General features: G+C 70.1%; 10 protein-coding genes. 5 read left to right on the top strand and 5 right to left on the bottom strand.

Annotation, left to right across the window (positions count from 1 at the left end):
• A partial coding sequence (locus AB0K21_RS42640) for an SDR family NAD(P)-dependent oxidoreductase (RefSeq protein WP_364158583.1) occupies positions 1 to 13,514 on the bottom strand: 13,514 nt, incomplete at its 3' end.
• Between the two features lie 474 nt (positions 13,515 to 13,988).
• On the opposite strand from AB0K21_RS42640, the gene AB0K21_RS42635 reads away from it, so the two are divergent.
• Entirely contained in the window at positions 13,989 to 15,047 is a 1,059-nt protein-coding gene (locus tag AB0K21_RS42635; RefSeq protein ID WP_343967941.1) for a DegT/DnrJ/EryC1/StrS family aminotransferase, read from the top strand.
• A 35-nt stretch (positions 15,048 to 15,082) separates the two neighbouring features.
• Here the strand turns inward: AB0K21_RS42635 and AB0K21_RS42630 are convergent, their stop codons facing one another.
• The 3 genes from AB0K21_RS42630 to asnB form a co-directional block, all read right to left on the bottom strand.
• Positions 15,083 to 16,618: a glycosyltransferase family 39 protein gene (locus AB0K21_RS42630; RefSeq protein ID WP_364158580.1), complete on the bottom strand. Its 1,536-nt coding sequence runs from the start codon at positions 16,616 to 16,618 to the stop codon at positions 15,083 to 15,085.
• Positions 16,619 to 16,864: 246 nt separating this feature from the next.
• Positions 16,865 to 17,617 (bottom strand): alpha/beta fold hydrolase, encoded by a 753-nt coding sequence (locus tag AB0K21_RS42625; RefSeq protein ID WP_343967945.1) that lies wholly within the window; start codon positions 17,615 to 17,617, stop codon positions 16,865 to 16,867.
• A 188-nt stretch (positions 17,618 to 17,805) separates the two neighbouring features.
• On the bottom strand, positions 17,806 to 19,650 hold the full coding sequence (asnB, locus tag AB0K21_RS42620) for an asparagine synthase (glutamine-hydrolyzing) (protein ID WP_343967947.1): 1,845 nt from the start codon (positions 19,648 to 19,650) through the stop codon (positions 17,806 to 17,808).
• Between the two features lie 750 nt (positions 19,651 to 20,400).
• Here asnB and AB0K21_RS42615 point away from each other — a divergent pair.
• Positions 20,401 to 21,636: a glycosyltransferase gene (locus AB0K21_RS42615; protein WP_343967949.1), complete on the top strand. Its 1,236-nt coding sequence runs from the start codon at positions 20,401 to 20,403 to the stop codon at positions 21,634 to 21,636.
• Between the two features lie 251 nt (positions 21,637 to 21,887).
• On the opposite strand, the gene rfbB is transcribed toward AB0K21_RS42615, so the two are convergent.
• A complete protein-coding gene (gene rfbB / locus AB0K21_RS42610; RefSeq protein WP_364158575.1) occupies positions 21,888 to 22,853 on the bottom strand; it encodes a dTDP-glucose 4,6-dehydratase in 966 nt (321 codons plus the stop codon).
• A 275-nt stretch (positions 22,854 to 23,128) separates the two neighbouring features.
• Between rfbB and AB0K21_RS42605 the strand changes: the two genes are divergently transcribed.
• The 3 genes from AB0K21_RS42605 (at position 23,129) to AB0K21_RS42595 (ending at position 26,519) form a co-directional block, all read left to right on the top strand.
• The gene (locus AB0K21_RS42605) at positions 23,129 to 24,358 is read left to right on the top strand and encodes a class I SAM-dependent methyltransferase (protein WP_343967952.1); all 1,230 of its coding nucleotides are present in this window, start codon (positions 23,129 to 23,131) and stop codon (positions 24,356 to 24,358) included.
• A 64-nt stretch (positions 24,359 to 24,422) separates the two neighbouring features.
• Positions 24,423 to 25,361: an NAD-dependent epimerase/dehydratase family protein gene (locus tag AB0K21_RS42600; RefSeq protein WP_343967955.1), complete on the top strand. Its 939-nt coding sequence runs from the start codon at positions 24,423 to 24,425 to the stop codon at positions 25,359 to 25,361.
• Positions 25,362 to 25,538: 177 nt separating this feature from the next.
• The gene (locus AB0K21_RS42595) at positions 25,539 to 26,519 is read left to right on the top strand and encodes an ATP-binding cassette domain-containing protein (protein ID WP_343967957.1); all 981 of its coding nucleotides are present in this window, start codon (positions 25,539 to 25,541) and stop codon (positions 26,517 to 26,519) included.
• Positions 26,520 to 26,522 lie beyond the last annotated feature (3 nt).

Below are 26,522 nucleotides of genomic sequence, written 5' to 3'. Positions count from 1 at the left end.
AGCCGCCACAGATCCTCCGGAGAGGAGACCCCACCCGGATAACGACACGCCATCCCCACGATCACGACCGGATCATCGGCCACCGACCGCACCACGGGCAGATCCGCGACCTGCTCGGAGTCCACCGAGCCGAACAGCTCCCCGTAAAGGAATTCCGCCACGCTGTACGAGGTCGGGTAGTCGAAGACCAGTGTCGCGGGCAACGACAACCCCGTCGCCGCGGCCAGCTGGTTGCGCAACTCCACCGCGGCCAGCGAATCCAGTCCCATCTTGCTGAAGGCCCGATCGGGCTCCACCGCGTCTCCCGACGCGTGACCCAGCACCACCGCCACCTGCCGCCGTACCAGCTCTTCCAGCGCCCGCTCGCGCTCGCCCACGTCCAGGCCGGTCAGCCGCCGCCGCAGCCCGCCTTCTCCGCCGCCGCCGGCGGCCGCCCGGACCGGCCGCCTCGCCGGTACCAACCCTCGCAGCAACGCCGGCACCTCGCCGCCGCGGCCCCGCAACACCTCCACGTCCACCCGCAGCGGCACCGTCATCGCCGCATCCGTCCGTACGCTCACGTCGAACAGCCGCAGCCCCTCGGCGGCGGACAGGGCCGGCAACCCGAGCCGGGCCAGCCGGTCCCGGTCGGCGTCGGACAGCTCGGAGCTCATTCCGGTGGCCACATCCCACAGCCCGTACGCCAGCGACGTCGCCACCAGCCCCCGCGACCGCCGATAGGCCGCCAGCGCGTTCAGGAACACGTTGGCCGCCGCGTAGTTGCCCTGTCCCGCCGCCAGGACCAGCCCACCGGCCGAGGACACCAGCACGAACATCGCCAGCGGCAGCTCCCTGGTCAGCTCGTGCAGGTGCCAGGCCGCATCCGCCTTCGGTCGCAGCACCGTGTCCAGCCGGCTCCGCGACAACGCCTCCACCACACCGTTGTCCGACGCTCCCGCCGCGTGCACCACGCCCACCAGCGGGGCCGAATCAGGAATCGACCCCACGACCTGTGCCAGCGCGTCCCGATCCCCGACATCGCACGCCGTCACGCGAACCTCCGCCCCCAGCGCCGTCAGCTCCGCCACCAGCGTCCCGGCCCCCTCGGCCGACGGTCCCCGCCGGCTCACCAGCAGCAAGGAACGCACGTCGTGGTCGGTCACCAGACGGCGAGCCAGCAACGCCCCCAACCCGCTCGTACCACCCGTCACCAGCACCGTCCCCGCCGCCAGCCCGACGGAGCCCTCGGGCTGCTCGACAGAGTCCAGAACGGACCGCTCCGGCTGGGCCGTTCTGACCAGCCGGGGCGCCAGGAACGTCCCCGAGCGCAGCGCCGTCTCCGGTTCGCCGGAGGCCACCGCCGCCCGGACCGCCGCGTCCCGTTCCTGGCCCTCCTCCAGATCCAGCAGCACGAACCGGCCGGGATGCTCGGCCTGCGCCGCCCGCACCAACCCCCATACCGGCGCGACCGCCACATCCACGTCCGCACCCGCCTCCACCGACACCGCACCCCTGGTCACCACGACCAGAGGTGCCGCCCCCGGGCCCTCCCGCTCCAGCCACGCCTGCAGCGCCTCAAGCACGCCGCCGGCCACCGAGCGCACCACATCCGGCGTCTCTCCGGCCGGCGGTGTCGTGCAGTCCACCACCGCAACCGAATCGGCGGCATCGACAGCCGTGTCAGGTGACCGGCCGGCGGCGAGCGCGGACCACTCCGTCACCCGTGCCGCACCGGCCACGGGCGTCTCGATCGGGTTCCACTCCACCAGGAACAGGGACTGCTCCCCTGCCGCACCCAGTTGCTCCGCCGACACCGGACGCCCCACCATCGACCCCGCCGACAGCACCGGACGGCCGTTCTCATCTGCCACGTCCAAGGTCAACGTGTGCTCGCCCGAATGCCGCACCCGTACCCGCAGCGTCGAGGCACCCGCCGCGTGCAGCACCACCTGCCGCCACACGAACGGCAACACCGCCCGGCCGCCGCTCGCCACGCCCGACGGGTCGATCAGTGACACGTGCATCGCCGCGTCCAGCAGGGCCGGGTGCATCCCGAACCGCCCGGCCTCGGTGGCCGCCCGCTCACCCAGTACGACCTCGGCGAACAGCTCCTCCCCTCGGCGCCACGCCGCGCGCAACGCCTGAAACGCCGGTCCGTAGCCATAACCGATCCCGGCCAGCCGTTCGTAGGCCCCTGTCATGTCCACCTCGGCCGCTCCCGCCGGCGGCCACTGCGTCAGATCGAACTCCGGCTCCACCGTCCGCTCCGCCAGCACTCCCTGAGCGTGCAGCGTCCAGTCGCCGCCATCTGGCTCGTCCGCCCGGGAATACACCCGGACCGCGCGCCTGCCGGTCTCGCCGGGGCCGTCGACCACCACCTGGATCCGCACCCCGCCGGTCTCGGGCAGTACCAGCGGCGCCTGCAGTGCCAGCTCCTCCAGCACCGCGCAGCCGACCTCGTCGCCCGCGCGGACCACCAGCTCCACGAATCCCGTCCCGGGCAGCAGTACCCGTCCCAGCACCTCGTGGTCGCAGATCCACGGATGGGTCGACGCCGACAGCCGTCCGGTCAGGATCACCCCGTCCGACTCCGGCGACACCATCACCGCTCCCAGCAGCGGGTGGAGCGCCGTCTCAAGCCCCAGGCCTCGCGCGTCCCCGCCGCGCCGGCCGCTCGGCCAGAATCGTTCCTTCTGGAAGGCGTACGTGGGCAGTTCCACCTGGCGGGCGCCGGGGAAGACCGCCCGCCAGTCGATCGGCACCCCGTGGACGTGCAGCCTGGCCAGCGCCGTCATGATCGCCGTCTGCTCGTCCTGGTCCCCGCGCAGTACCGGCACCAGCGCCGCGTCCGCGACGGGCCGATCCGGGTCGGCGGCGAGGGTGTCGGCCGCCATCGCGGTCAACACCCCCTCGGGGCCGAGCTCCAGGTAGGCCCGCACCCCCTGGGCGTGCAGCGTCCGGACGGCGCCGGCGAACCGGACCACACCTCGGACCTGGTCCACCCAGTAGTCCGGCGAGCACAACCGCTCGGCCGTGGCCGCCTCACCGGTCAGCGTGGACACCACCGGGATCTGCGGCGCACCGTAGGTCAACGTCCGGGCCAGCGTGCGGAAGTCCTCCAGCATCGGATCCATCAGCGGCGAATGGAACGCGTGCGACACCCGCAACCGCTTCGTCCTGACCCCCCGCTCCTCCAAAGCGGCAGCGACCTCAAGAACCGCCTCCTCCACCCCGGAGATCACCACCGAGGACGGGCCGTTCACCGCCGCGACCGACACCTCGTCCTCACGCCCGGCCAGCAACGACTCGATGTCCTCCTCTGCGGCCCGCACCGACACCATCGCCCCACCGGACGGCAACGCCTGCATCAACCGCGCCCGGCCCGCCACCAGCGCACACGCGTCGGCCAGCGACAGCACCCCCGCCACATGGGCGGCGGTGATCTCCCCGACCGAGTGGCCGGCCAGCACCTCCGGCCGCACCCCCCACGAGGACACCAGGCGGAACAGGGCGGTCTCCACCGCGAACAGCGCGGGCTGCGCCCACCCGGTCCGATCCAGCAGCTCCGCCTCCGCCGACCCCGGCTCGGCGAACAGCACCTCGCGCAACGACCCGTCCAGCAGCGGGTCCAGCTCCGCGACCACCTCGTCCAACGCCGCCGCGAACACCGGGAACCGCGCATACAACTCCCGGCCCATCCCCGCCCGCTGACTCCCCTGACCGGTGAACAAGAACGCCGGCTTGGCCGCACCCCGGGTCGGACCGGTCACCACACCTGCGGCCGGGACCCCCTCCGCCAGCGCGGCCAGACCTCGCATCAACTCGGCACGCTCAACCCCCACCACCGCCGCCCGATGCTCGAACACCGAACGAGCCGTCGCCAGCGACACCCCCAGCTCGGCCGATCCCACCCCGGGGAGGCTCTCCACATGCGACAGCAACCGGGCCGCCTGCGCCCGCAACGCCTCCTCGGAACGTGCGGACACCACCCATGGAACGGCCCCTGCCCCGCTCTCGCCGCCATCCGCGGGCGCCGCCTGCTCCACCTGCTCCAGCAGCACGTGCGCGTTGGTACCGCTGATCCCGAACGACGACACCGCGGCCCGGCGCGGGCGCCCGGACTCCGGCCACGATCGTGCCTCGGTCACCAGCTCGACCGCGCCCTCGCTCCAGTCCACGTGCGAGGACGGCTCGTCCACGTGCAACGTGCGCGGCACCACGCCCTCGCGCATCGCCATGACCATCTTGATCACACCCGCCACACCCGCCGCGGCCTGGGTGTGACCGATGTTCGACTTGATCGACCCCAGCAGCACGGGCCGATCCTCCGGCCGGTCCTGACCGTAGGTCGCCAGCAACGCCTGCGCCTCGATCGGGTCGCCCAGCGTCGTCCCGGTCCCGTGCGCCTCCACCACGTCGACATCGGCGAAGGACAATCCCGCGCCGGCCAGGGCCTGCCGGATCACCCGCTGCTGTGAAGGGCCGTTGGGCGCCGTCAGACCATTCGACGCCCCGTCCTGGTTGACAGCCGAGCCGCGCACGACCGCGAGAACTCGATGACCGTTGCGCCGCGCGTCGGAGAGGCGTTCCAGCACCAGCACTCCGACGCCCTCCGACCAGCCGACGCCGTCAGCGGAATCGGAGAACGCCCTGCACCGTCCGTCAGAGCTCAGACCGCCCTGGCGGGAGAAGTCGATGAAGGTGTTCGGGGTGGACATCACGGTCACGCCACCGGCCAGCGCCAGGGAGCACTCGCCCGAGCGCAGCGCCTGCGCCGCCATGTGCAGCGCCACCAGCGACGACGAGCACGCGGTGTCCACCGTCACCGCCGGACCCTCCAGGCCCAGCGTGTACGACACCCGCCCGGAGGTCACGCTGCCCGTGGTCCCGTTGACCACGATCCCCCGCAGCTCGTCCGGTGCCCCGTCGCCCGTTGACGGGTAGTCGTGGTACATCAGCCCGGCGAAGACACCCGTCGGACTTCCCTTCAGGGTGAGCGGGTCGATGCCGGCCCGTTCGACGGCCTCCCAGGAGGTCTCCAGCAGCAGCCGCTGCTGGACGTCGGTCGCCAGCGCCTCTCGCGGCGAGATCCCGAAGAACCGCGCGTCGAACTCGGCGGCGTCGTGCAGGAATCCGCCCGCGCGGGCGAAGGACGCGTCCGGAAGCTCCCAGCCTCGGTCGGCCGGGAAGTCCGAGATGGCGTCCCTGCCCTCGGTGACCAGCTCCCAGAGCTGTTCCGGAGAGGTGACGCCGCCCGGATACCGGCAGGCCATGCCGACGATGACGATCGGGTCCCCGGTGACCGGGGCCGTGACGGGGGCCGTGACGGGGGCGGGCGGCGCGGAGACCGCGTCGACGTCGTCGAGTCGCTCCCGGATGAAGCCGGTCACCGCCGCCGGGGTGGGCCGGTCGAACACCAGCGTGGCGGGCAGTCGGATACCGGTCGCCTCGATCAGCCGGTTGCGCAGTTCCACGGAGGTGAGGGAGTCGAGGCCGAGGTCCTGGAAGGTCAGGTCCGGCGAGATCGCGTTCGCCGAGGCATGTCCCAGCACGGCGGCCACCTGCCCGAGCACCAGCGTGGACACGGCCTCGGCGAGTGCCTCTCCCGACAGGGCACCGAGTGCGTCGGAGGTGGCGGACGCGACAGCCGCCTGCCGCATGGAGGCGGGCACCAGGGCGCGGAAGACGGCCGGGACGTGGCTCCGCGCCCGGAGTGCGGCCCGGTCCAGCCGCGCCGCCACCACCACCGGCTCGGGGCTCGCCATCGCGGCGTCGAACCAGGCGAGTCCCTGCTCGCCGGTCAGGGGGCGCAGCCCGACCCGGGCCATGCGCCGCAGGTCCGTCTCGGTGAGGGCGGCGGTCATCCCGGTGTCCTGCGGCCACGGCCCCCAGCCGATCGACAGGCCCGCCAGCCCCTGAGTGGCACGCTGCCGTACGAGGGCGTCGAGGAACGCGTTGGCCGCGGTGTAGCTCGCCTGTCCGCCGTTGCCGAGCGTCCCGAACACCGAGGAGAACACCACGAACGCGGCCAGATCGAGGTCGCGGGTGAGCTCGTGCAGGTGCCAGGCGCCGTCCGCCTTCGGCCGCAGCACGGTGTCGATCCGCTCGGGCGTCAGTGCCCCGACCAGTCCGTCGTCGAGCACGCCGGCGGCGTGCACCACCCCGGTGAGCGGGTGCTCCGGTGGGATTCCGGCGATCAGCCCGGCCAGGGCGTCGCGGTCGGACACGTCACAGGCGACGGCCGTGACCTCGGCCCCCTCGGCGGTCAGCTCCGCCACCAGTTCCGCGGCGCCCTCGGTGTCCGGGCCGCGCCGGCCGGCCAGCGTCAGGTGACGTACGCCGTGCTCGGTCACCAGGTGGCGGGCGACGAGCGCGCCCAGTCCGCTCAGGCCTCCGGTGACGAGCACGGTGCCGTCGGTGTCCCGGAAGGTCTCCGGGGTCGGCGAGGTGACGTCACCGTCGACCCCGATGAGCCGGGGCACCCGGAGCAGGCCGTCGCGTACCGCGATCTGCGGCTCGGCGGAATCGACCGCCGCGACCAGCGTCTCGCCGGTCACCCGCTCGGCGTCGAGGTCCAGCAGGACGAACCGCTCCGGATCCTCCAACTGCGCCGAGCGGACCAGGCCCCAGACCGCCGCCGCGACGGGGTCGGGAGCGGTATCGGCATCGGTGGCCACCGCTCCACGGGTCACGAAGATCACAGGAGTGTCGGCGTGCTCGTCGCGCCGGTTCTCCCGCAGCCGGGCCAGGACCGCCGAGGTCACCGACCGCACGGCGGCCGGCACGTCGTCCCCCGCCGGGGACGGGACCTCGACGAGCGTCACGTCCGCGGCCGGGTCCGGCTCACCCGCGAGGTCCACCGCCTGCCCGGCCGCGCGCAGGGCGGCGACGAGACCCCAATCGTCGGAGCCGAGCACCGACCAGCGCCTGGCCGGGCGCTCCTCGCTCTCGGATTCCGGCGCGAGCGGCCAGTCCAGTCGCAACAGCGGTCCGCCGCCGGTGCGCACCGCGCGCCGCGGATCGTTCGGCCGGAGCGCGAGGGAGCGCACCGAGGCGACCACGCCGCCCTCGGCATCGGCCACGACCAGCGTGATCGCGTCCGTACCGGCCCCGCTCATCCGGACCCGGAGCGTCGAGGCGCCGGACGCGTGCAGGGCCACCCCGGTCCAGGAGAACGGCAGCAGCCCGCCGCCCGCCTCGTCGAGCCCGGCGAGGGACGCCACGTGCAGCGCGGCGTCGAGCAGGGCCGGGTGCAGTCCGTACGAGACCGCGTCGGCCGCCAGGCCCTCGGGCAGGGCGACCTCGGCGAACACCTCCCGGTCGGTATGCCAGACGGCGCGCACCCCCTGGAACGCGGGGCCGTAGGAGAAGCCCGCCTCCGCCCGCCGCTCGTAGAAACCGCCGAGGTCCACCGGGACGGCGTCCGCGCGGGGCCACACGTCCATGCCGGGGTCGGGGACGCGCGGCACGCCAGGGGTGAGCAGCCCGGTGGCATGCCGAACCCAGGGCGCGTCCGGCTCGTCCGCCGGCCGGGAGTACACGCCGATCGTCCGGCCGCCGCCGTCTTCGGCGGCGCTGAGCGCCACCTGCAGTCGCACCTCGCCCCGCTCGGCCAGTACGAGCGGCGCGGTGAGCGTGAGTTCCTCCACCAGGCCGCAGCCGACCTCGGCGGCCGCCCGTACGGCCAGCTCGACGAAGGCCGTGCCGGGGAACAGCACCTGTCCGGCCACCACGTGGTCGGCCAGCCAAGGGTGCGCGGCTGTCGAGACCAGACCGGTGAACAGGAATCCACCGGTGTCGGGCAGTTCAACGGCCGCGCCGAGCAGCGGGTGTCGCGGCCGGTCCAGTCCGGCGGAGGCGACGTCGCCCACGGCCGCGGCGGGTTCGGACCAGTACCGCTCCCGCTGGAACGCGTAGGTCGGCAGGTCCACCCGGTGAACCGCCGTACCGGAGAACAACTCCGGCCACCGCACCGGCGTCCCGTGCACGTACAGCCGGGCGGCCGCCGCCAGTGCCGCGGCCTCCTCGCCACGGTCCTTGCGCAGGATGGGGAAGGCGACCGGTCCCGACAGGTTCTGGTGGACGAGTGCCGACAGCCCACCGTCCGGACCGAGCTCCAGGAACGTCTCCGCCCCCGCCGCCCCGGCGGCGCGGATCGCGTCGGCGAAGCGCACCGGACGCGTGACGTGGTCCACCCAGTACTCCGGCGAGCACAGGTAGGCGGCGTCGACCGGCCCGCCGGTCACGGTGGAGACGATCGGCGTCCCCGGACGCTGGAAGGTCAGCCCTTCGACGATCTCCCGGAACTCCGCCAGCATGGGCTCCATCAGCGGCGAGTGGAACGCGTGGCTCACCCGCAGGCGGACGGTCCTGTCGAAGCGCGCGGCGACTCGCAGGACGGCGTCCTCGGCTCCGGCGATCACGACGGACGACGGACCGTTCACCGCGCCGATGACGACCCCGTCCTCCAGCACCGGCTCGACCTGCGCCTCGCCGGCCTGGACGGACACCATCGCCCCGCCCTCGGGCAGGCGCTGCATCAACCGGCCCCGGGCGGCGACCAGCGTGCAGGCGTCGTCCAGCGACAGCACACCGGCCACGTGGGCGGCGGCGATCTCGCCGATCGAGTGCCCCACCAGGAGATCCGGGGTCACGCCCCAGGACTCGACCAGGCGGAAGAGTGCCACCTCGATCGCGAAGAGCGCCGGCTGGGCGTACTCGGTGCGGTCCAGTGGCGCGGCGTCCGCGCCGAACATCACCTCGATCGGGGACCTCTCCAGCCTGTCGGCCAGTCGTGCGAACACGTCGTCCAGCGCGCGGGCGAAGACCGGGAACCGGACGGCGAGATCGCGGCCCATCCCGATCCGCTGCGCGCCCTGCCCCGCGAACAGCACCGCCAGCGGGCCGGGGGCGCCGGCGACGCCGCGCGCCACCTCGGCCACGCCGTCGCCTCCTGCCAGCAGCACCGCCCGGTGGGCGAATTCCGAGCGGGCCGTCACCAGCGAGTAGCCGATGTCGGCCGGACCCACTCCGCCCCCGGCCACGGAGGACGTCAGCCGATCGATCTGGGCGTCGAGCGCGGCCTCGGTCCTGCCGGAGACCACCCAGGGCACCACGGTGGACGCCCCCGATGTCGTACCGGGTGTCGTACCGGACCCGGAGGGCTCGTCCTGTCCGGACGGCTGCTCGACGATCACGTGCGCGTTGGTGCCGCTGATCCCGAACGACGACACCCCGGCCCGGCGGGGCCGCCCGGTCTCCGGCCACTCGGCGCGCTCGGTCACCAGATCGGCCGCGCCGGCCGACCAGTCCACGTGCGACGTGGGGGCGTTGACGTGCAGGGTTCGCGGCACGATCCCCTGCCGCATGGCCATCACCATCTTGATCACGCCCGCGACCCCCGCGGCCGCCTGGGTGTGACCGATGTTCGACTTGATCGACCCGAGCAGCAGCGGCCGGTCCCGGTCCTGACCGTACGTCGCCAGCAGGGCCCCGAGCTCGATCGGGTCGCCCAGCCTGGTGCCCGTACCGTGCGCCTCCACCACGTCCACGTCCGCGGGGGAGAGCCCGGCGCCGGCCAGGGCCTGCCGGATCACCCGCTGCTGGGAGACGCCGCTGGGAGCGGTCAGGCCGTTGGAGGCGCCGTCGGAGTTGACGGCCGACCCGCGAAGCACGGCGAGCACCCGGTGGCCGTTGCGGCGGGCGTCCGACAGGCGTTCCAGCACGAGCACGCCGACGCCCTCGGCCCATCCCGTGCCGTCGGCGGCGTCGGCGAACGCCTTGCACCGCCCGTCCGGGGAGAGGCCGCCCTGCTTGGCGAACTCCAGGAAGATGCCCGGCGTCGACATGACGGTGACCCCGCCCGCCAGTGCCAGCGAGCACTCCCCCGACCGCAGCCCCTGCGCGGCCAGGTGCAGGCCGACCAGCGACGACGAGCACGCGGTGTCCACCGTGATCGCGGGGCCTTCCAGCCCCAGGGTGTACGCCACCCGGCCGGACAGGACGCTGGGCGAGGTGCCCGTCAGCGTGTAGCCTTCGGCGTCGCCGGACGCCTCGTGCATCCGGACCCCGTAGTCCTGCGCCATCGCGCCGAGATACACACCGGTCCGGGTGCCGTCCAGCGACGACGGCGGGATTCCGGCCCGCTCCACCGCCTCCCAGGTGACCTCCAGCGCCAGCCGCTGCTGCGGGTCCATCGCCAGCGCCTCACGCGGCGAGATCCCGAAGAACGCGGCGTCGAAGTCTCCCGCGTCGTGGAGGAAGCCGCCGGGGTGGTCCGCGGCGAGGTCCCCCATCCGCCAGCCCCGGTCGGCGGGCAGCGCCGACACGGCGTCCACACCGGCGTCGACCAGCCGCCACAGGCTTTCCGGCGAGTCGATCCCGCCCGGATAGCGGCAGGCCATACCGATGATCGCGATGGGCTCGTCGGCCGTCGGAGGAGAGGCCACCGGCTCCGGCGGCAGGGGGCCGGAACCGGTGGCGGCTGTTGACCCCAGGAAGGCGGCGAGTCTGGCCGGCGTGGGGTGATCGAAGAGAGCGGTGGCGGTCAGCGCCGGCCCGTCGGCCGAACCGAGCCGGGCGGTGAGCTCGACGAGCATCGCGGAGTCGAAGCCGAGCTCCTTGAAGGGCAGGCCGAGATCGATCCCATCGGGGTCGTAGGTGCCGAGGACCGCCGCGCACGCGTCGCGGACCAGGTCCAGCGGGTCGCCGGAGCCGGGCCGCCGGCCGGCGTCGGGTCCTTCGTCGTCCGCCGTGACCGGCTCCGGCCGCGGCCTCGCTTCCTGCCGCTGTCGTTCCGGGCCGGGTTCCTCCAGCCAGTGGCGGTCACGCTGGAACGCGTACGTCGGCAGCTCGACCCGGGACCCCGCGGGCAGGAACCTCTCCCAGCCGATCTCCACCCCGTTCACGTGGAGCTCGGCGAGCGAGGTCGTCACCCGGGAGAGCCCGGCGTTGTTCCTCTGGAGGGTGCAGACGGCCATCGCCGGACGGCCGGCGGTCCGCGCGCTCTCCTGGATGCTGCCGACCAGTACCGGGTTCGGGCTCACCTCGATGAAGGGTCCGAAACCGTCGGCAAGCAGCCGCTCGACCGCGCCCTGGAAGTCGACCGGCCTGCGCAGGTTGCGGTACCAGTAGTCACCGTCGAGCTCCGCCGTGTCCAGCGGGGAGCCGGTCACCGTCGAGTAGAAGGAGATCTCCGAGCTGCGTGGCCGGATCGACGCCAGCAGCGGCGCCAGGCGCTCCTCGAGCTGCTCGACCACGGAGGAGTGCGAGGCGTAGTCGATGTTGACCCGGCCCATCCGCACCGTGTCCGCCCACTCGGCCATCATCTCGGCCAGCGCCTCGTTGTCCCCGGACACCACCACGGAGGAGGGGCCGTTCACGGCGCCGACACACAGGCGGCCCGCCCAGCGGGCCAGCCGGTCCTCCACGACCTCCGGTGGGAGCCCGACCGAGACCATGCCGCTCCTGCCGGAGAGGACCTCGGTGATCAGCTTCGATCTGGCGGTCACGAGCCAGGCACCGTCCTCCAGCGACAGCGCGCCCGCGACGCACGCGGCGGCGACCTCCCCCTGCGAGTGGCCCACCACCGCGGCCGGTTCCACACCGTACGACCGCCACAGTGCCGCCAGGGAGACCATGATCGACCACAGCACCGGCTGGATCACGTCGGCGCGTTCCCTGGGGGGGCCACCGGGCTCCCCCCGCACGACGCTGGTCAGCGACCAGTCGACGAACGGCGCCAGCGCCGCCTCGCATTCCGCCATGGCGGCGGCGAACGCCGGCGACGAGTCGAGCAGTTCCACCCCCATCCCGGCCCACTGCGATCCCTGGCCGGGAAAGACGAAGACCTGCCTGCCGGGGTGTCGCCGTACGCCGGTCGGCGGCGTGGTGTCGGGCATGCCACCGAAACCGGGATCGGCGTCGGTCCTGCCGCGTACCAGCCCCGGCGCGGGGCGTCCTTCCGACAGCGCCTCCAGCCCCTGGAGCAGTCGCTCGCGTCCGTCCCCGATGACGACCGCCCGGTGGCGCAGGCCGGCTCGCGTCGTCGCCAACGACCAGGCCACGTCGCCGGTCGTGAGGTCCTCCCGTTCCCTGAGGTGGCGGGCGAGCCGGGCCGCCTGTGCCCGCAGCGCGCTCTCGGTGTGGCCGGACAGCGGCCAGGACACCGGTGACGACGTCTCGGGCCGCTCCTCGACGGTCACCGGGATCGGGTGGACGCGCTCCGGGGCGGAGGTCAGCACGAGGTGGCAGTTGGTGCCGCCGATGCCGAAGGACGAGACGCCCGCGACGAGCCGGCCGTCACCGTCGCCGTGGCTCACCGGCCAGGGCGTCGGAATCCCCACCACCCGCAGGTTCCACTCGTCGAAGCGGATCGCGGGGTTCGGGCGCTCGAAGTTCAGGCTCGGCGGCAGCAGGCGGTGCTCGATGGCCAGCACGGTCTTGAGCAGCCCGACGATGCCGGCGGCGCCCTCCAGATGGCCGACGTTGGTCTTGGCCGATCCCACCCACAGCGGCGCGTCCGAACGGCCCGCGCCGTGCACCGCGCCGAGGGCGGCGGCCTCGACGGGATCACCCACCCTGGTGCCGGTGCCGTGCAACTCGACGTAGCCGACACTCGCCGGGTCCACGCCGGCGCGCCGGTACGCCGACCGCAGCACCCGCTCCTGTGCCCGGGAGCTCGGGGTGGTGAGCGCCTCGCCGGAACCGTCGTTGTTGACCGCGCTGCCCGCGATGACGCAGTACACGTGGTCGCCGTCCGCGAGGGCACGCGACAGCGGCTTGAGGAGGACGACGGCGCCACCCTCGCCGCGGACGTAACCGTTCGCCCGCGCGTCGAAGGTGAAGCACCTGCCGTCCGGGGACAGCGCGCCGAGTTCCGCGGCCGCCAGGGCGCCCTCCGCGGCGAGGTTGAGCTGGACCCCGCCCGCGAGGGCCATGTCGGACTCGCCGCGGCGGATGCTCTCGCAGGCGAGGTGCACCGCCACCAGCGATGACGACTGGCCGGTGTCCACGGCCATGCTCGGGCCGGTCAGCGCCAGGAAGTGCGAGACCCGGTTGGCGAGGATGCTGCGGTTGACGCCCGTGAGCGAGTGATGGCCGATTCCCGCCGCGCCGCTCCGGCGGCTCAGCAACGCGTAGTCGTCGGCCATCGCGCCGATGAACACGCCGACGTCGGTGCCGCGGAGGGAGTCGGGCGCGGTGCGCGCGTTCTCCAGCGCCTCCCAGCCGAGCTCCAGCGTCAGCCGCTGCTGGGGATCCATCGCGCGGGCCTCACGGGGTGAGATCCCGAAGAACCCGGCGTCGAACCGGTCGATCTCGTCCAGGAACGCGCCGTGCGCGCCGGGGCCGAGTTCCGTATCCGCGCTCCAGCGGCCGGGCGGCACCGTGGAGACGGCGCTCACGCCGTCGCGCAGCAGCCGCCAGAACTCCGCCGGACCTGGCGCGGAGGGCAACCGGCAGGAAACTCCGACGATCGCGATGCGATCGTCATCCGTGCCGGAGTCATGGCCAGGCATGGACTCGGATCGATTCACGCGCCGCTCCCCATACACGTCGTCATGCCGACATACGGAAACTCGATTCGCCGCCCGGCAGGGGCGGGCGCTCGAATCGCCGCATCCGGCTCGTGGCCTCACGGCCAGCACGAACTATGCCGATCACACGCTGCGCGTTTCACTAGTTGTGCTGCGCCGCAGGTCAGGCCGCGCGAAAAAGACGGTGCGGGCGTGACCGCGCCCCGGTGACGCGGAAGGAGCCGCCTTCGGCGCCTCATCAGGCCAGGCGTCCCACCGGCCACGCCCCCGCGCCGTTCGTGAGCCGGCCCGGTCTCATACCCCGTGGCGCGCGGATCCTAGTGTTTTCACGAGTGCCACCCGGGTTCTTCTGTAGTCGACCCGGCGCGTGTCCGGAGAGTCCCGCGTCGCGGCGCGGCGGGGAAGGCGGGACTTTCCTTGCGCCTCTTGTCACCCCGTGCCGACGAGCCGGCTGGCTGATGAGTGAGGAACTCCATGGCGTTCGAATATCAGGTGTCAAAGCCGTACCTCGCAGGACGGGAACTGGAGTACCTCACCGAGGCCGTCCAATCCGGCTGGATATCCTCGCAGGGCCCCTTCGTCAGGCGCTTCGAGGAGGAGTTCGCCCAGTACAACGGCGTCTCGTACGGCGTCGCGTGCTCCTCGGGCACGACCGCTCTCACCCTCGCGCTGCGGGCGCTCGGCGTCGGCCCCGGCGACGAGGTCCTGGTGCCCGAGTTCACCATGGTCGCCACCGCGTGGGCGGTCACCTACACCGGCGCGGTGCCGGTGTTCGTGGACTGCGCCGACGACCTCAACATCGACGTCTCGCTGATCGAGGCTCGGATCACCCCCCGCACCAAGGTCATCATGCCGGTGCACGTCTATGGCCGGCGGTGCGACATGGACGCGATCATGAAGCTCGCGCACGAGTACAACCTGAGGGTGGTGGAGGATTCGGCGGAGGCGCACGGCGTGCGCCCGGTGGGCGACATCGCGTGCTTCTCGCTGTTCGCCAACAAGATCATCACTGCCGGTGAGGGGGGTGTCTGCGTCACGAACAGCGAGCAGCTCGCCCAGCAGATGGCCCACCTGCGCAGCATGGCCTTCAGCAAGGAACACGACTTCATCCACAAGAAGCTGGCCTACAACTTCCGCATGACCAACATGCAGGCCGCGGTCGCCCTGGCCCAGCTGGAGCGGATCGACGAGATACTCGCCATCCGCAAGCGGATCGAGAAGCACTACGACAGCGGGCTCGACGGCATCGACGGGATCACCGTCATGCCGCCCCGCGACGTCCTGTGGATGTACGACATCCGGGCGGGGCGGCGGGAGGAACTGCGGGAGTTCCTGACCGCCGCGGGGATCGAGACCCGGCCGTTCTTCCAGCCCATGAGCCGTCAGCCGATGTACTTCAACCCCGACTGGCCGGCGCTGAACGCCGCCCGCTTCGCGGCCGACGGTCTCTATCTGCCCACCGACCCCGGGCTGACCGAGTCCGACCAGGACCGGGTGATCGGGAAGGTGCGTGAGTTCTACTCGGCGGCCTGACCGGCCGATCCTCTCGCGTCCTCGGCCGGTGCGCCTCAGATGGTCAACCGCCGGAACTCCGGCCACAGCTCCGGCCACGACGCCCGCGGATCGCGGCACCGCCAGATGCGCGTGCCGACCTCCAGGCCAAGAGCGGTGTCCACGGTGGCCACCTGTTGTACGTCGCCGAAGTACGTTCGCAGCCGCTCACCCTCATCGCCGACGTACAGCACCGTGCCGGCCTCCTGGGGGGGCATGCCGAAGTACCAGTAGCCACGGCTGCCGCTGTACGGCTTCGGCAGCCCCCGCTCGTCGCCGTAGAACTCGATGGCGGCGGCCTGCCAGTAGACGCTGGTGATCACTACGGCGTTCCGCCGTTCGTCCGGCGGCAGTGTCCGGTACGCCCGGCTGACCGTGTCGGTGAACTCCGGCCAGCCGAACTGGCCGATCGTGATGAGGCTGACCCCGAGGTTCTCGCCGGCCTTGGGCTGTTGCACCCAGGCCGCGGGCAGGACCGGTAGCCAGTAGAGGGCCGGCAGCACCGACAGCGCGAAGACCGGCCAGGTGGGCACCCAACGCCACCAGCGCGTCGGCCGGCGCCGCTGCAGTTCGACCGCGGCCGCGGACCACAGCACCGGGAACAGCCCGATCACGTAGTACCATCGGCCACCGGCCAGCCAGAAGATCAGGATCACCGCGACGGCGGCCACGCCGTAGAACCGGTAGGCCCTGAGCAGCGTGGACCGCAGGAGCCGCCACAGGCCGTACCAGGCCAGCACGGCCCCGATCAGCAGACCGGGCTGGGCGAGCACGAGCGGGAGGAACAACGCGCGGCCGCCGTTCAGGCTTCCCTCCGCGGACACCGCCTGGATCATCCCAAGCTGCGGCCATCCGTTGCCGGCCTGCCAGGCCAGTCCGGGAACCAGCGTCAGCAGGGTGATCGCGGCACCGGCCCACAGTAGCGGCCTGCGCGGCAGGTCCCGTGGTCCCACCGCGAGCGCGCCGGCTGCCAGCGCCAGCCACAGCACCGGGATCAGGAACTTGACCTGAAGGGCGACGGCCGTGGCGACCCCCGCCCACAGCAGCGGGCGGTCGTCCTGCCGCCCTTCCTCCCGCAACCGGACCCAGCGGACCACCAGCCATGAGACCACCGCCCACAGGAACGCGTCGAAGGCGTTCGTGGCCAGGAGGTGACCGTTGACGACCATGCCGATGGCGGACACCGCGGCGGTCATCACCTGCGCCCGGCGCCGGCCGCCCAGTTCCCGGGCGATCTGGGTGGCGACGACGACCCCCAACGCCGTGAGCACCGTCACCGGAAGTCGCAGCGCGACAAGGGATCCGGGAAACAGCGTGTCCATCACGTGTGCGATCAGCGGCAGCAGTGGCGGCTGATCGGCGTATCCCCAGTTCAGATGCCCACCGGACGCCACGAAGTACAGCTCGTCGGCGAAGTAGCCGTATCGGCCGCTGGTCACCAGCAGCAACACCGCGACCGCTCCGGCGATGGCCGAAACGGGACCCCACGCCAGAGGCGCGATGGCACCCTCCGGCGCGGTCGCCTCCGGCGTCTTCACGACAGACTCGTTCATCCGTCACCCACCCTCACGTAGGCCATGGCCGCCGATCACGGCGCCGTCGGTTCCCGCACGGGAACGTTCACGTCGAGGACGGTTCCCTCGATACAGGATCCGGCCGCGTCAGGAGCACCGAGTCGCCGCCGCGGCACGGCCTCGGTGGCCGGTGACGACAGGTTCACAGGCGTGGCGACCGCCTCCTGGGGCGAGACGGGGAAGGCTTCGCTGAAGATCCGCTTCTGCCTTGCCGTATGTCTCGCGCTACACCCCGAGTTCCCGGGCGATCTCCTCGTTCACCGCCTGCTGATGCCGGGTGAGGAAGAAATGACCACCGGAGAACACCCGGACCCGGAACCGCCCCGAGGTGTGCCGCTCCCAGGCCTCCGCCTCCTCCACCGTGGTCCTCGGATCGGCGTCCCCGGTCAACACCGTGACCGAACCACACATACGCTGCCCCGGATCCCCACGGTAGGTCTCGATCGCCCGATAATCACCCCGCAGCGCGGGTAATGCCATCCGGAGGATCTCCTCGTCACCCAGCAAGCCGGCATCGGTACCGTTCAGCAGCTTGAGTTCGGCGACGATACCGTCGTCATCACGCCGATGCACCGACTCGTCCCGCCAGGTCGACGGCCCACGACGGCCCGAGGCGACCAGCGCGTACGGCGCACCGACACCTTTGCGGTCAAGCCGGCAGGCCACCTCAAAACCGATCACCGACCCCATGCTGTGACCGAAGAAGACCGTCGGCTTCTCCGACAACGTGATCAGCTCGTCGACGATCCGATCCGCCAGAACACCGATGTCGGTGACGCACGGCTCCCGCAACCGATCCTGCCGCCCGGGATACTGGACCGCCACCACATCGACCCCCGGCGAGAACCTGGCCGAGACCGGACGAAAGAAGCTCGCCGATCCCCCCGCGTGCGGAAAACACACCAGGCGCTTACCCGCCCCCGCCGCCGGATGATAGCGACGGACCCATTCGGTGCTGACGTCGTCGGCGATACTCACGATCCATTGGCCCCTTCATTGCGCCGAATACCACTGAAGACCAGTGAACCCCGGCAACAACTCGCAAAATCACTAGAAGCCGGTGCTCCGGTGCCGCCGAGCCGCCTGACGGCCCGGCCGCGGGCACCCGCTGGACGATCACCGCGTCCACCGCCGAGCCGCCTGGCGGACGGCCCACGGCAGAGTGGTCAGGACAGGGCGAACTCGGGCGAGTAGATGTCAATCCAGTAGTACATGTCGATTATTTTGTCCAGGAGAAGTTTCTCTCCGTGCGATATCTTCGACGAGTCCATTTCGACCGCGTACTTCAGCCATTCCCGGTTGAACAGCGTGAACAGCGGGTTATGGGCGTCCGCCAGCATCTCCTTGCCCTGAATCTGCAGGGTGTTCGAGTAACGCGTGTCATGCATCATCGTCGGGTAACCGCTCTTCACCCGATTGGCCACCGACGGTGGAAGCAGATCCTTTACGGCGTGCCGCAGCAGGCTCTTCTCTCTGCCGTCGAACGACTTGAGCTTCCACGGCGTGTTGTAGACGTACTCGACGAGACGGTGATCACAGTACGGAACCCGCACCTCAAGGCCGACCGCCATGGAGAGACGGTCCTTACGGTCGAGCAGCATCCGCAGGAACCGGGTCAGGTGCATGTGGAACATGACGCGCATCTGGCGCTCGATGCGCGACGCGTTGTCGAGGTGATCGACAGCCGCCACCGCCGTCGTGTACTGGTCTCCCAGGTAGCTTTCCAATTCCATGGCCGCCAGCGCTTCCGCGGTGAAAGGCATGATGCCGGGGGTGCTGGACTGCGGACCGAGTACCGCCGCCATCCAAGGAAAGACGGGAAGTTCGCGAAGGTCGTTGTGGAACCACTGGTAGCCACCGAAGTTCTCATCCGCCGCCTCGCCGGACAGGGCCACCGTCGACTCGGCGCGTATTTCTCGGAACAGCCGGTACATCGAGATGTCTGTTTCACCGAACGCGTTCGGCGTGTCCCGTGCCGTGATCACGGCACGGCGAATGGTCGGATCGGACAGATCCTCCGCGTTCAGTTCCACCTGCCGGTGTACCGGCTTGATCAGGTCGACCATTTCCTTGACGAACGGCGCGTCCGGGGTGGTCCGAAACACATCCGGCCTGAAGCGATCGACGTGGTCGACGAAGTCGACCGAGAACGTGCGTAACCGTCCACCGGCCGCGGCCAGCCTGGGCGACGCGAGACCGGCGATCGCGCTGGAGTCCAGCCCGCCGGAAAGCAGAACGCACTGGGGCACATCAGAGATCAGCTGCCGGCCGACGGTGTCGCCGAGCAGCTGCCGCACTCGTTCGATCGTGCCTTTCCGGTCGTCGGTGTGCGGCACCGTCTGGAGCCTCCAGTACGTCCTGTCGCGGATTCCGCTCGCGTCGACCGTGACGACCGTGCCCGGCTCGACCTCGTACATTCCCTTCCAGATCGCCTGGCCCTGCCCGATGCCGGTCACCGCCGTGCGTATCCCGTCGAGGTCGACCGCCCTGCGAGCGAGAGGGTTGGCCAGAATCGCCTTCGGTTCCGATCCGAACAGCACACCGTCACGGGTCGGGTAGTAGTAGAGCGGCTTGACCCCCAGTCGGTCGCGAATCATAACAAGCTTCTGATCACGGGTATCCCAGACGGCGAATGCGAACATTCCGTTGAGGTGATCGGCGACACTTTCCCCCCATTCGAGATAACCGTGCAACACGACCTCGGTGTCGCTCGAGGTACGGAACCGGTGCCCTCGGGCCTGCAGTTCCTTTCGTAGTTCGATGAAGTTGTAGGCCTCGCCGCTGTACACCAGGACCACCGGACCGTTCGGCGTGGCGAACTCCATCGGTTGCACGCCACCCTCCAGGTCGATGACCGCCAGCCTTCGGTGACCGAGCGCGACATGCCGTTGCAGCCACGTTCCGGAGGCGTCGGGCCCACGCAGCGCCATGGTGGCGGTCATCGTGTCGATCATGGCCTGCTGTTCGGTCAGCTCCGCGTCGTAGGACACCCAACCCGTGATCCCGCACATAACCGGCCCTCTCCTTGTCCGTTACAGAAATCGACCGCGGCTCTTGTGAGCGGTTTGCTTGGTCAGATCCCAGCGGACCACTTCATGCAGGTTGAGAGATCTGCAGCGGACCTGACCTTCCATCGGGAGGCGGCCGGCATCCGACACTCACCTGTCGATTGAAGGCTCGGACGATATCCAGGAAAACGTCATCGTCCACCTCCGCTCCGGTAATGCAGGCACCGGCCCCGGCCCCTTGCCGATGGGTGATGCTATGGACACTTTTCTAGGAGAACACCTAGTAGGACTTGGTGAATAAGGCGGAAATTAGTGACTTAGATCATTAAAAGCGATTTATGACCGTTAGGTGACCTTGCATTAGATATGCCGGAGTTATGCGATATTTCGAAGGCGGTGGACTGACCGCCCGAGACAGAGCACGGCGCGAGGCGGCGCTCCTACGTCCCGCCCGAAGTGGCCGGCGGTCTACGGCGTCCGGCCATAACGGAGCGCCTCCTCGGCACGAGCAAGCCCCCCGGCCACGAGGGACGGCGTGCCGCTTCCCGGTGCGGCGGCGAGCACCCGCATCGGCGCCGTGATTCTAATGATTTCCGGGAATCGGTCGCACCAGGATGTGCCGGACAGGAAAACAAGATCGCTGCTCGGATCCGTCGCACATGTCACTTCGGCAGCCGATCCAGGGAGGCAATCAAGAGTGAACCCGACTCCGACCGCCGCTGATCCGACCCTCGACTGTCCGGCTTTGACACGATGCGTGTCCTCATAGTAACCGTCGGCTCGGAGGGGGATCTCCAGCCTTTTCTCGCCCTCGGAAAGCGCCTGCTCGCGGAGGGCCACGACGTCAGGCTCTCGGCCTCCGACGGTTACGCGGCACGCGCCGACGCCGTCGGTGTTCCCTTCGCCGGCCGGCCGTCTTGGAACGAGGCGGAATTCCAGGCGAACTACCTCCGTATTCTCAGCGAGAAGAACAAGCTGCGGCAACTGACGGTTGTGATCGAATTCCTGGCGCAGGAGCAGCATGCCGCGGTACCGCAGCTGATGGCGCTGGCCCGTGAGGCCGACGTCGTCATCAACTCACCGCTGGCCATCGGCGCGGTCGCCGCGGCGCGCGCGGTCGGCACGCCTCAGGTGAGCGTGCACCACACCTGGCCACTGCACCGAGCGCGCGGGCATGGCCCGAACAACATCGATTTCGGGCCCGTCGGCAACGCCCTGGCGTGGTCGGTCGTTGGCGGAGGGGTCAGGCTCGCGACCGACAAGCTGCTCAACCCCGTCGTCGCCGCGGCCGGCCTTCCGCCCTGGCGCGACGTTCTCTTCGACGCGAGCCATTCGCGCCTGCTCAACCTCATCGCCATCAGCCCGAGCGTTCTCAAGCACGATCCACTCTTCGAGTCCACCTACCGCACCACGGGATACTGGTTTCTCGAGGAACCGGAGTACGTACCCCCGGACGACCTCGCGGCGTTCATCGCCGACGAGCCGCCGGTGGTGATCGGCTTTGGCTCGAACAACGGGTTCGACGCCCGTGCGGTCACAAAGCAGCTGCTTGAGGCGGTTCGCGGCCTGGGCCGGCGTGTCGTCCTGCAATCCGGCTGGGCGGGGCTCGGAGACCAGGAGCTGCCGCCCAACATCTTTCTGGCGGATTTCGTCCCGCACGGGTGGCTCTATGCCCGCGCCGCGTGCGTCGTCCATCACGGAGGGGCCGGGACGACCGCGGCGGCGTTCCGGGCCGGTATCCCGCAGGCGGTCGTGTGGCTCCAAGGTGATCAGCTCCACTGGGGAAGGAGGATCGCGCAGCTCGGCGTCGGGCCCCCGCCTCGCCACCACCACGCCCTCAGGGCCGGCTGGTTGCGCGGCACGCTCGATCGCCTGCTCACCGACAGCGGTATGGCCGCCCGCGCTCGGGCGCTCGGCACCGCGATCCGCGAGGAAGACGGGGCGGGGATGGCGGTTCGCGCGATCGAGGACGTGTTCGTGGCCAGGTAGAAGCGGCTCCGGTCACAGCGCGGCGTGCCCGCCCGATCCGCTATGACCGGAGCCCGTGCGCTCCAGGTCGGGCAGGGCGCCATCGCGGCAGGTGTGGGTCCGGCGGTTCCGGACACGAAGACCGTTGATCACGGTGGGCGCACGAGTACCCGCGTGTCCCCGTGCGGCGGGCTGCTGGAAATCGCACCGCCGCGCGGGATCGCTCCGCACACCAACCCGCTAACCGTCACCGGGGCTTCCGGTCTCGATCACTACGCGTCAAGAGACGCCCACCAGGATTGGTTCTCCCGGTACCAAGTGACGGCGTCCGCGAGACCTTCTTTGAAATCGATCACGGGTTCGAACCCGATCTCCTCGGTGATCTTCCGAAAGTCAAGCGAGTACCGGTGGTCCTGAACCCGCCGGTCCGGCACGTAGCGGACACGATCCCAGTCGGCTCCGGCCAGTTCGAGCAGCAGGCCGGTCAGCTCACGGTTGGTGAGTTCCACTCCCCCGCCGATGTTGTAGATCTCGCCGGCGCGGCCCTTGTCGAGGACCATGGAAATGCCGCGGCAGTGGTCGTCGACGTGCAGCCATTCCCGGACGGCACTGCCATCGCCGTGCAGCGTGAGGTCGCGGCCCTGGAGCAGGCGGGTGACGAAGCGGGGGATGATCTTCTCCAGATGCTGCCGGGGGCCATAGTTGTTGGAGCATCGGGTGATCGACAGATCCAGACCGTAAGTGCGCCAGTGCGATCGGGCGAGGCAGTCACTGGCCGCCTTCGACGCCGAGTACGGGTTGTTGGGTTCGAGCCGAAACCGTTCCGTCCATGATCCCTGCTCGATCGACCCGTACACCTCGTCGGTGGACACGTGCACGACGCGCTGGATTCCACTCGTCCCGCACTGTTCGAGAAGGCGGTGGGTGCCCACCACATTGGCCCACACGAAAGGTTCCGCGTCGTTCACCGCCCTGTCGACGTGCGACTCGGCGGCGAAATGCACGACTCCGTCGTGTCCGGGCAGGAGATCGGCCAGCAGTTCCCGGTCGCAGATGTCGCCACACACGAAGGTCAACCTCGGATGCGCCTCGGGCAGGTTCTCCCTCCTGCCGGCGTAGGTCAACTTGTCCAGAACGGTGATTCGGGTGTCCTCGTGGCCGGGGTACCGGCCGTCCAACATCGACCGTACGAAATGGGATCCGATGAACCCAGCTCCGCCAGTGACCAGGATTCGCATCTGATACTCCTTCATCCGCGTTACCTGCCTCATCTCTGGCGGACAACTTGGACGGAAACACGGCGTCGGCGATCATGTGATTCCCCCAGACCAAGGGGTTCCGTTCAGGTGATTGTGCCTCAGCCGATCAGGTAATTCCCCTAGTGTTGGCGGACGTAAGCTCCGACCGCCAGCTGATCGAGGACTTGTCGTGAGCTGCCGAAACGCCTTCCGCCGGATCGAGCGCGGTGGCCACGGCGGCTGGGCGACACGATAGGTGGAAGGGGAGAACGCTGATGGACACCACCAGCCGGTGCCTGGTGTGCGGGACCGACCGTCTGGAACGGGTGGTCGCGCTCACCCCGACTCCGCCCGCCAACGACATCGCGCCCACGGCCGAGGCGGCCCGATCTCAGTGCCGGTACCCGTTGGACCTGGTGCGCTGCGCCGGGTGCGGCCTGGTCCAGCTCGTGGACGTCGTTCCCCGGTCGGTGCTGTTCGCCGACTACCGGTACGCCACGGGTGCCGCTCCCGCCCTCGTCGACCACTGCCGCGTGCTGGCCACCCGGGTCACGGATCGACTGGGGCTGACCGCCGGGGCGAAGGTGCTCGAAATCGGCTCGAACGACGGCACCCAACTGGGCTTCTTCGCCGAGCGCGGCATGCGGGTACTCGGTGTCGACCCGGCGGTCGAGCTGGGGGTCTACGCGCAGGAACAGGGGATTCCGACACTGACCACACATTTCGGTGTGGAGACGGTCGAGAAGATACTGAGTGACATCGGACCCGTCGACGCGGTGTTGGGCAGCAATGTGCTCGCCCATGTCAACGACGTGAACGGAGTCCTCCGCGCGATCCGCCTGCTCCTCAAACCGGGCGGCTGCGCCGTCATCGAGGTCGCGCACGTCCTGCCGATGGTCCAGCACGGCATCTTCGAGTTCGTCTACCACGAACACCTTTCGTACTTCTCCCTGCATGTGCTGGTACAGGCCGCCAAGGCGAACGGCCTCACGGTGTTCGACGCCGAGCTCATCCCGACCCAGGGAGGCTCATTGCGCTGCTGGATAGGCCGCGATGACGATGCCCGCCCCTCGACGGCGGGGTTCGACCGGATCCTGCGGGCCGAGGTCGACGCGGGGGTGCCCGACGGCGGTTTTCTCGACGGCTTCGCGAACCGCGTCGACCGGGTCTGCACGACCCTCAACGACGTGCTGGGCGGTCTGTCGAGAGTCGGTCGGCGGATCTGCGGGTACGGCGCGTCGGCACGGGCCGTCACCCTGCTCTCCCAGGCCGGGGTGGGCGCTGAGATCGCCTGGATCGTCGACGACAACCCGCGCAAGGTGGGCAAGTTCACGCCGGGCGACGGCATCCCCATCGTGAGCTCCGAACGGCTGGTCGCGGACGCGACCGACTACTGCGTGCTGTTCGCCTGGAACTTCGAGGCCAGTATCCGCGCCCGGTCGGCGGCTTTCTCGGCGGCCGGCGGTGCGTTCGTCGTGCCGTTCCCGGAGCTGTCCATCAGGTGAAGCGGTTAGCCAGATGATCCTATTGGCCTGGAATGTCGCATGACGATCGTCTGGAGGAACTGACGTGCACGTCCTGGTCACCGGAGGTCTGGGCTATCTCGGCCATGCGGTCACCCATGATCTTCTCGCCGCCGAGCACCGGGTCACCGTCCTGAGCCGGAGCCGCGCGGACGCGCGGCGGCACGCCGACGCCGGCCTGGTGGAAGGCGATGTCCGGGACCGCGGCCGAATCCGGGAAATAGTCGCCGCCGGGCGCTTCGACGCGGTATGCCACCTCGCCGCGGTGTCCCGAGGGCGGGACTCGTTCGCCGACCCGCTGACGTATTACGACGTGAACGTGGTCGGCACCCTCAACCTCCTCATGGCGCTCGACAACGTTCGTGAATCGATGCCGCCGGCTCGATTCGTGTTCGCGTCGACCGACAAGATCTACGGCTCGCGGTACGTCGGAGCCCTGGGCGAGGATCTGGAACCCCGCCCGGAAAGTCCCTACGCGGCATCGAAGGTCGGGGCGGAACAGCTCGTCGCGGCGTACGCCGCCACTGGAGCGATCGGCGCGATCACGTTGCGGTGCTTCAACATCGCCGGGACGGCCAATGGGCGCACCGACACCGACACCGCACGTATCATCCCGAACGTATTCCGCGCGCTCACCGGTGAGTTGCCGTACATCACACTCAACGGCGACGGATCCGCGATTCGCGACTTCGTCCACATCCTCGACGTGGCGGCGGCGCTGCGACTGTCGCTCGCCGCCGCGAGGGTGGGCGAGCACCGTGTCTACAACATAGGCAGCGGCATCGCGTCCAGCATGGCGCAGGTCGTGGCGACAGCGGAAGCCGTGACCGGTCTTCAGGTACCGGTCCGCAAGGCGCCGCCCAAACCGGAGCCGCAGATCCTCACGGCTGATAACAGCCGAGCGATGAAAGAGCTCGGCTGGCTTCCCGAGCGATCGGGCCTCACCGAGCTGATCGCCGACGCGTGGAGCACCTGGCACGCCTGACGACGCGGTTCAGGGGCGGCGACCCGGACCCGCCGTACGTCGGCGGCAGGTCCAGGCCGGTACGGAAAACCCGGCCGGGATGCCCGCCACCCCATCCACACGCCACGAACTCCGGTGATTTCACGGGTTTTGGAGACCTAGTGTCACTGCTAGCCATCTGCGGCGAAAGGGGTTTCCATGATTACAACCCGTGGGCTGGCACGCAGTTTCCACGCGAACGGTCAGCAGGTCGACGCGGTCAAGGGTATCGACATCGATGTGCTGGCAGGTGAATGCGTCACCTTGCTGGGTCCCAACGGAGCGGGTAAGACCACCTCCTTTCGGATGCTCACCACGCTGCTCCGACCGACCGCCGGCACCGCCATCGTCGCGGGTTGTGATCTGCTGGCCGATCCGGCGGGCGTCCGCAGACACATCGGTTACATAGCGCAGGGCGGCGGCACCAGCGGCGAGCACACGGTCTTCGAGGAACTCGAGTTGCAGGGCAGGCTGTACGGACTGTCGAAGGCCGAGGCACGGCGCCGCTGCGGAGAGGTGATGGAGCAGCTTGAGCTGACCGCTCTGGAGAAGCGGCTGGCCAGCACGCTGTCCGGTGGACAGCGCCGCCGCCTGGACGTCGCTCTCGGGCTCGTGCACTCGCCTCCTGTCGTGTTCCTCGACGAGCCGACGAGCGGACTGGACCCACAGAGCAGGGCGGCCCTGTGGAAGCGCGTCCACATGCTACGCGCCGAACTGGGCACCACCGTGTTCGTCACGACCCACTACCTGGAGGAGGCCGATGCCTTCTCCGACCGTGTGCTCATCATCGACCACGGGCGAATCATCGCGGAAGGCACTCCCGAGGCCCTCAAGGCGAAGGTGTCCGGACACCGCGTCGAGATCACGGTGCCGACGGACATGGTCCAGGCCACGGCCGCCATCGCCGCGCGCCTCCCCGATGCGAGCGAACCTCTGGTCAGGGGAGACAGCGTGCGGTTTCAGGTGCCAAAGGGAGAGGCAGTGATCCCTGATCTGATACGCGCCCTGGACTTCGCGAGCATCCCCGCTCTCTCGATCCAAGTCGTACGACCGACCCTTGACGACATATTCCTGCTGCTGACCGGCCGGAGCATCCGTGAGGACGCCATCGCCAAGGCGTCGACCCCCGACAGGACGTGACCC

It is taken from the genome of Streptosporangium sp. NPDC049248 (assembly GCF_040678965.1).
Taxonomy (GTDB): Bacteria; Actinomycetota; Actinomycetes; order Streptosporangiales; family Streptosporangiaceae; genus Streptosporangium; species Streptosporangium fukuiense.
The sequence above is the reverse complement of the archived record's forward strand: the minus strand, read 5'-3'. Positions and strand labels throughout refer to the sequence as shown.

Coding starts and splice junctions, on each gene's coding strand:
- asnB (WP_343967947.1), bottom strand. CDS start 19,650: ATGTGCGGGATCACGGGTTGGGTGTCCTACGACGCGGAGCTGACCGAA.
- AB0K21_RS42635 (WP_343967941.1), top strand. CDS start 13,989: ATGGCGTTCGAATATCAGGTGTCAAAGCCGTACCTCGCAGGACGGGAA.
- AB0K21_RS42605 (WP_343967952.1), top strand. CDS start 23,129: ATGGACACCACCAGCCGGTGCCTGGTGTGCGGGACCGACCGTCTGGAA.
- rfbB (WP_364158575.1), bottom strand. CDS start 22,853: ATGCGAATCCTGGTCACTGGCGGAGCTGGGTTCATCGGATCCCATTTC.
- AB0K21_RS42630 (WP_364158580.1), bottom strand. CDS start 16,618: ATGAACGAGTCTGTCGTGAAGACGCCGGAGGCGACCGCGCCGGAGGGT.
- AB0K21_RS42615 (WP_343967949.1), top strand. CDS start 20,401: ATGCGTGTCCTCATAGTAACCGTCGGCTCGGAGGGGGATCTCCAGCCT.
- AB0K21_RS42595 (WP_343967957.1), top strand. CDS start 25,539: ATGATTACAACCCGTGGGCTGGCACGCAGTTTCCACGCGAACGGTCAG.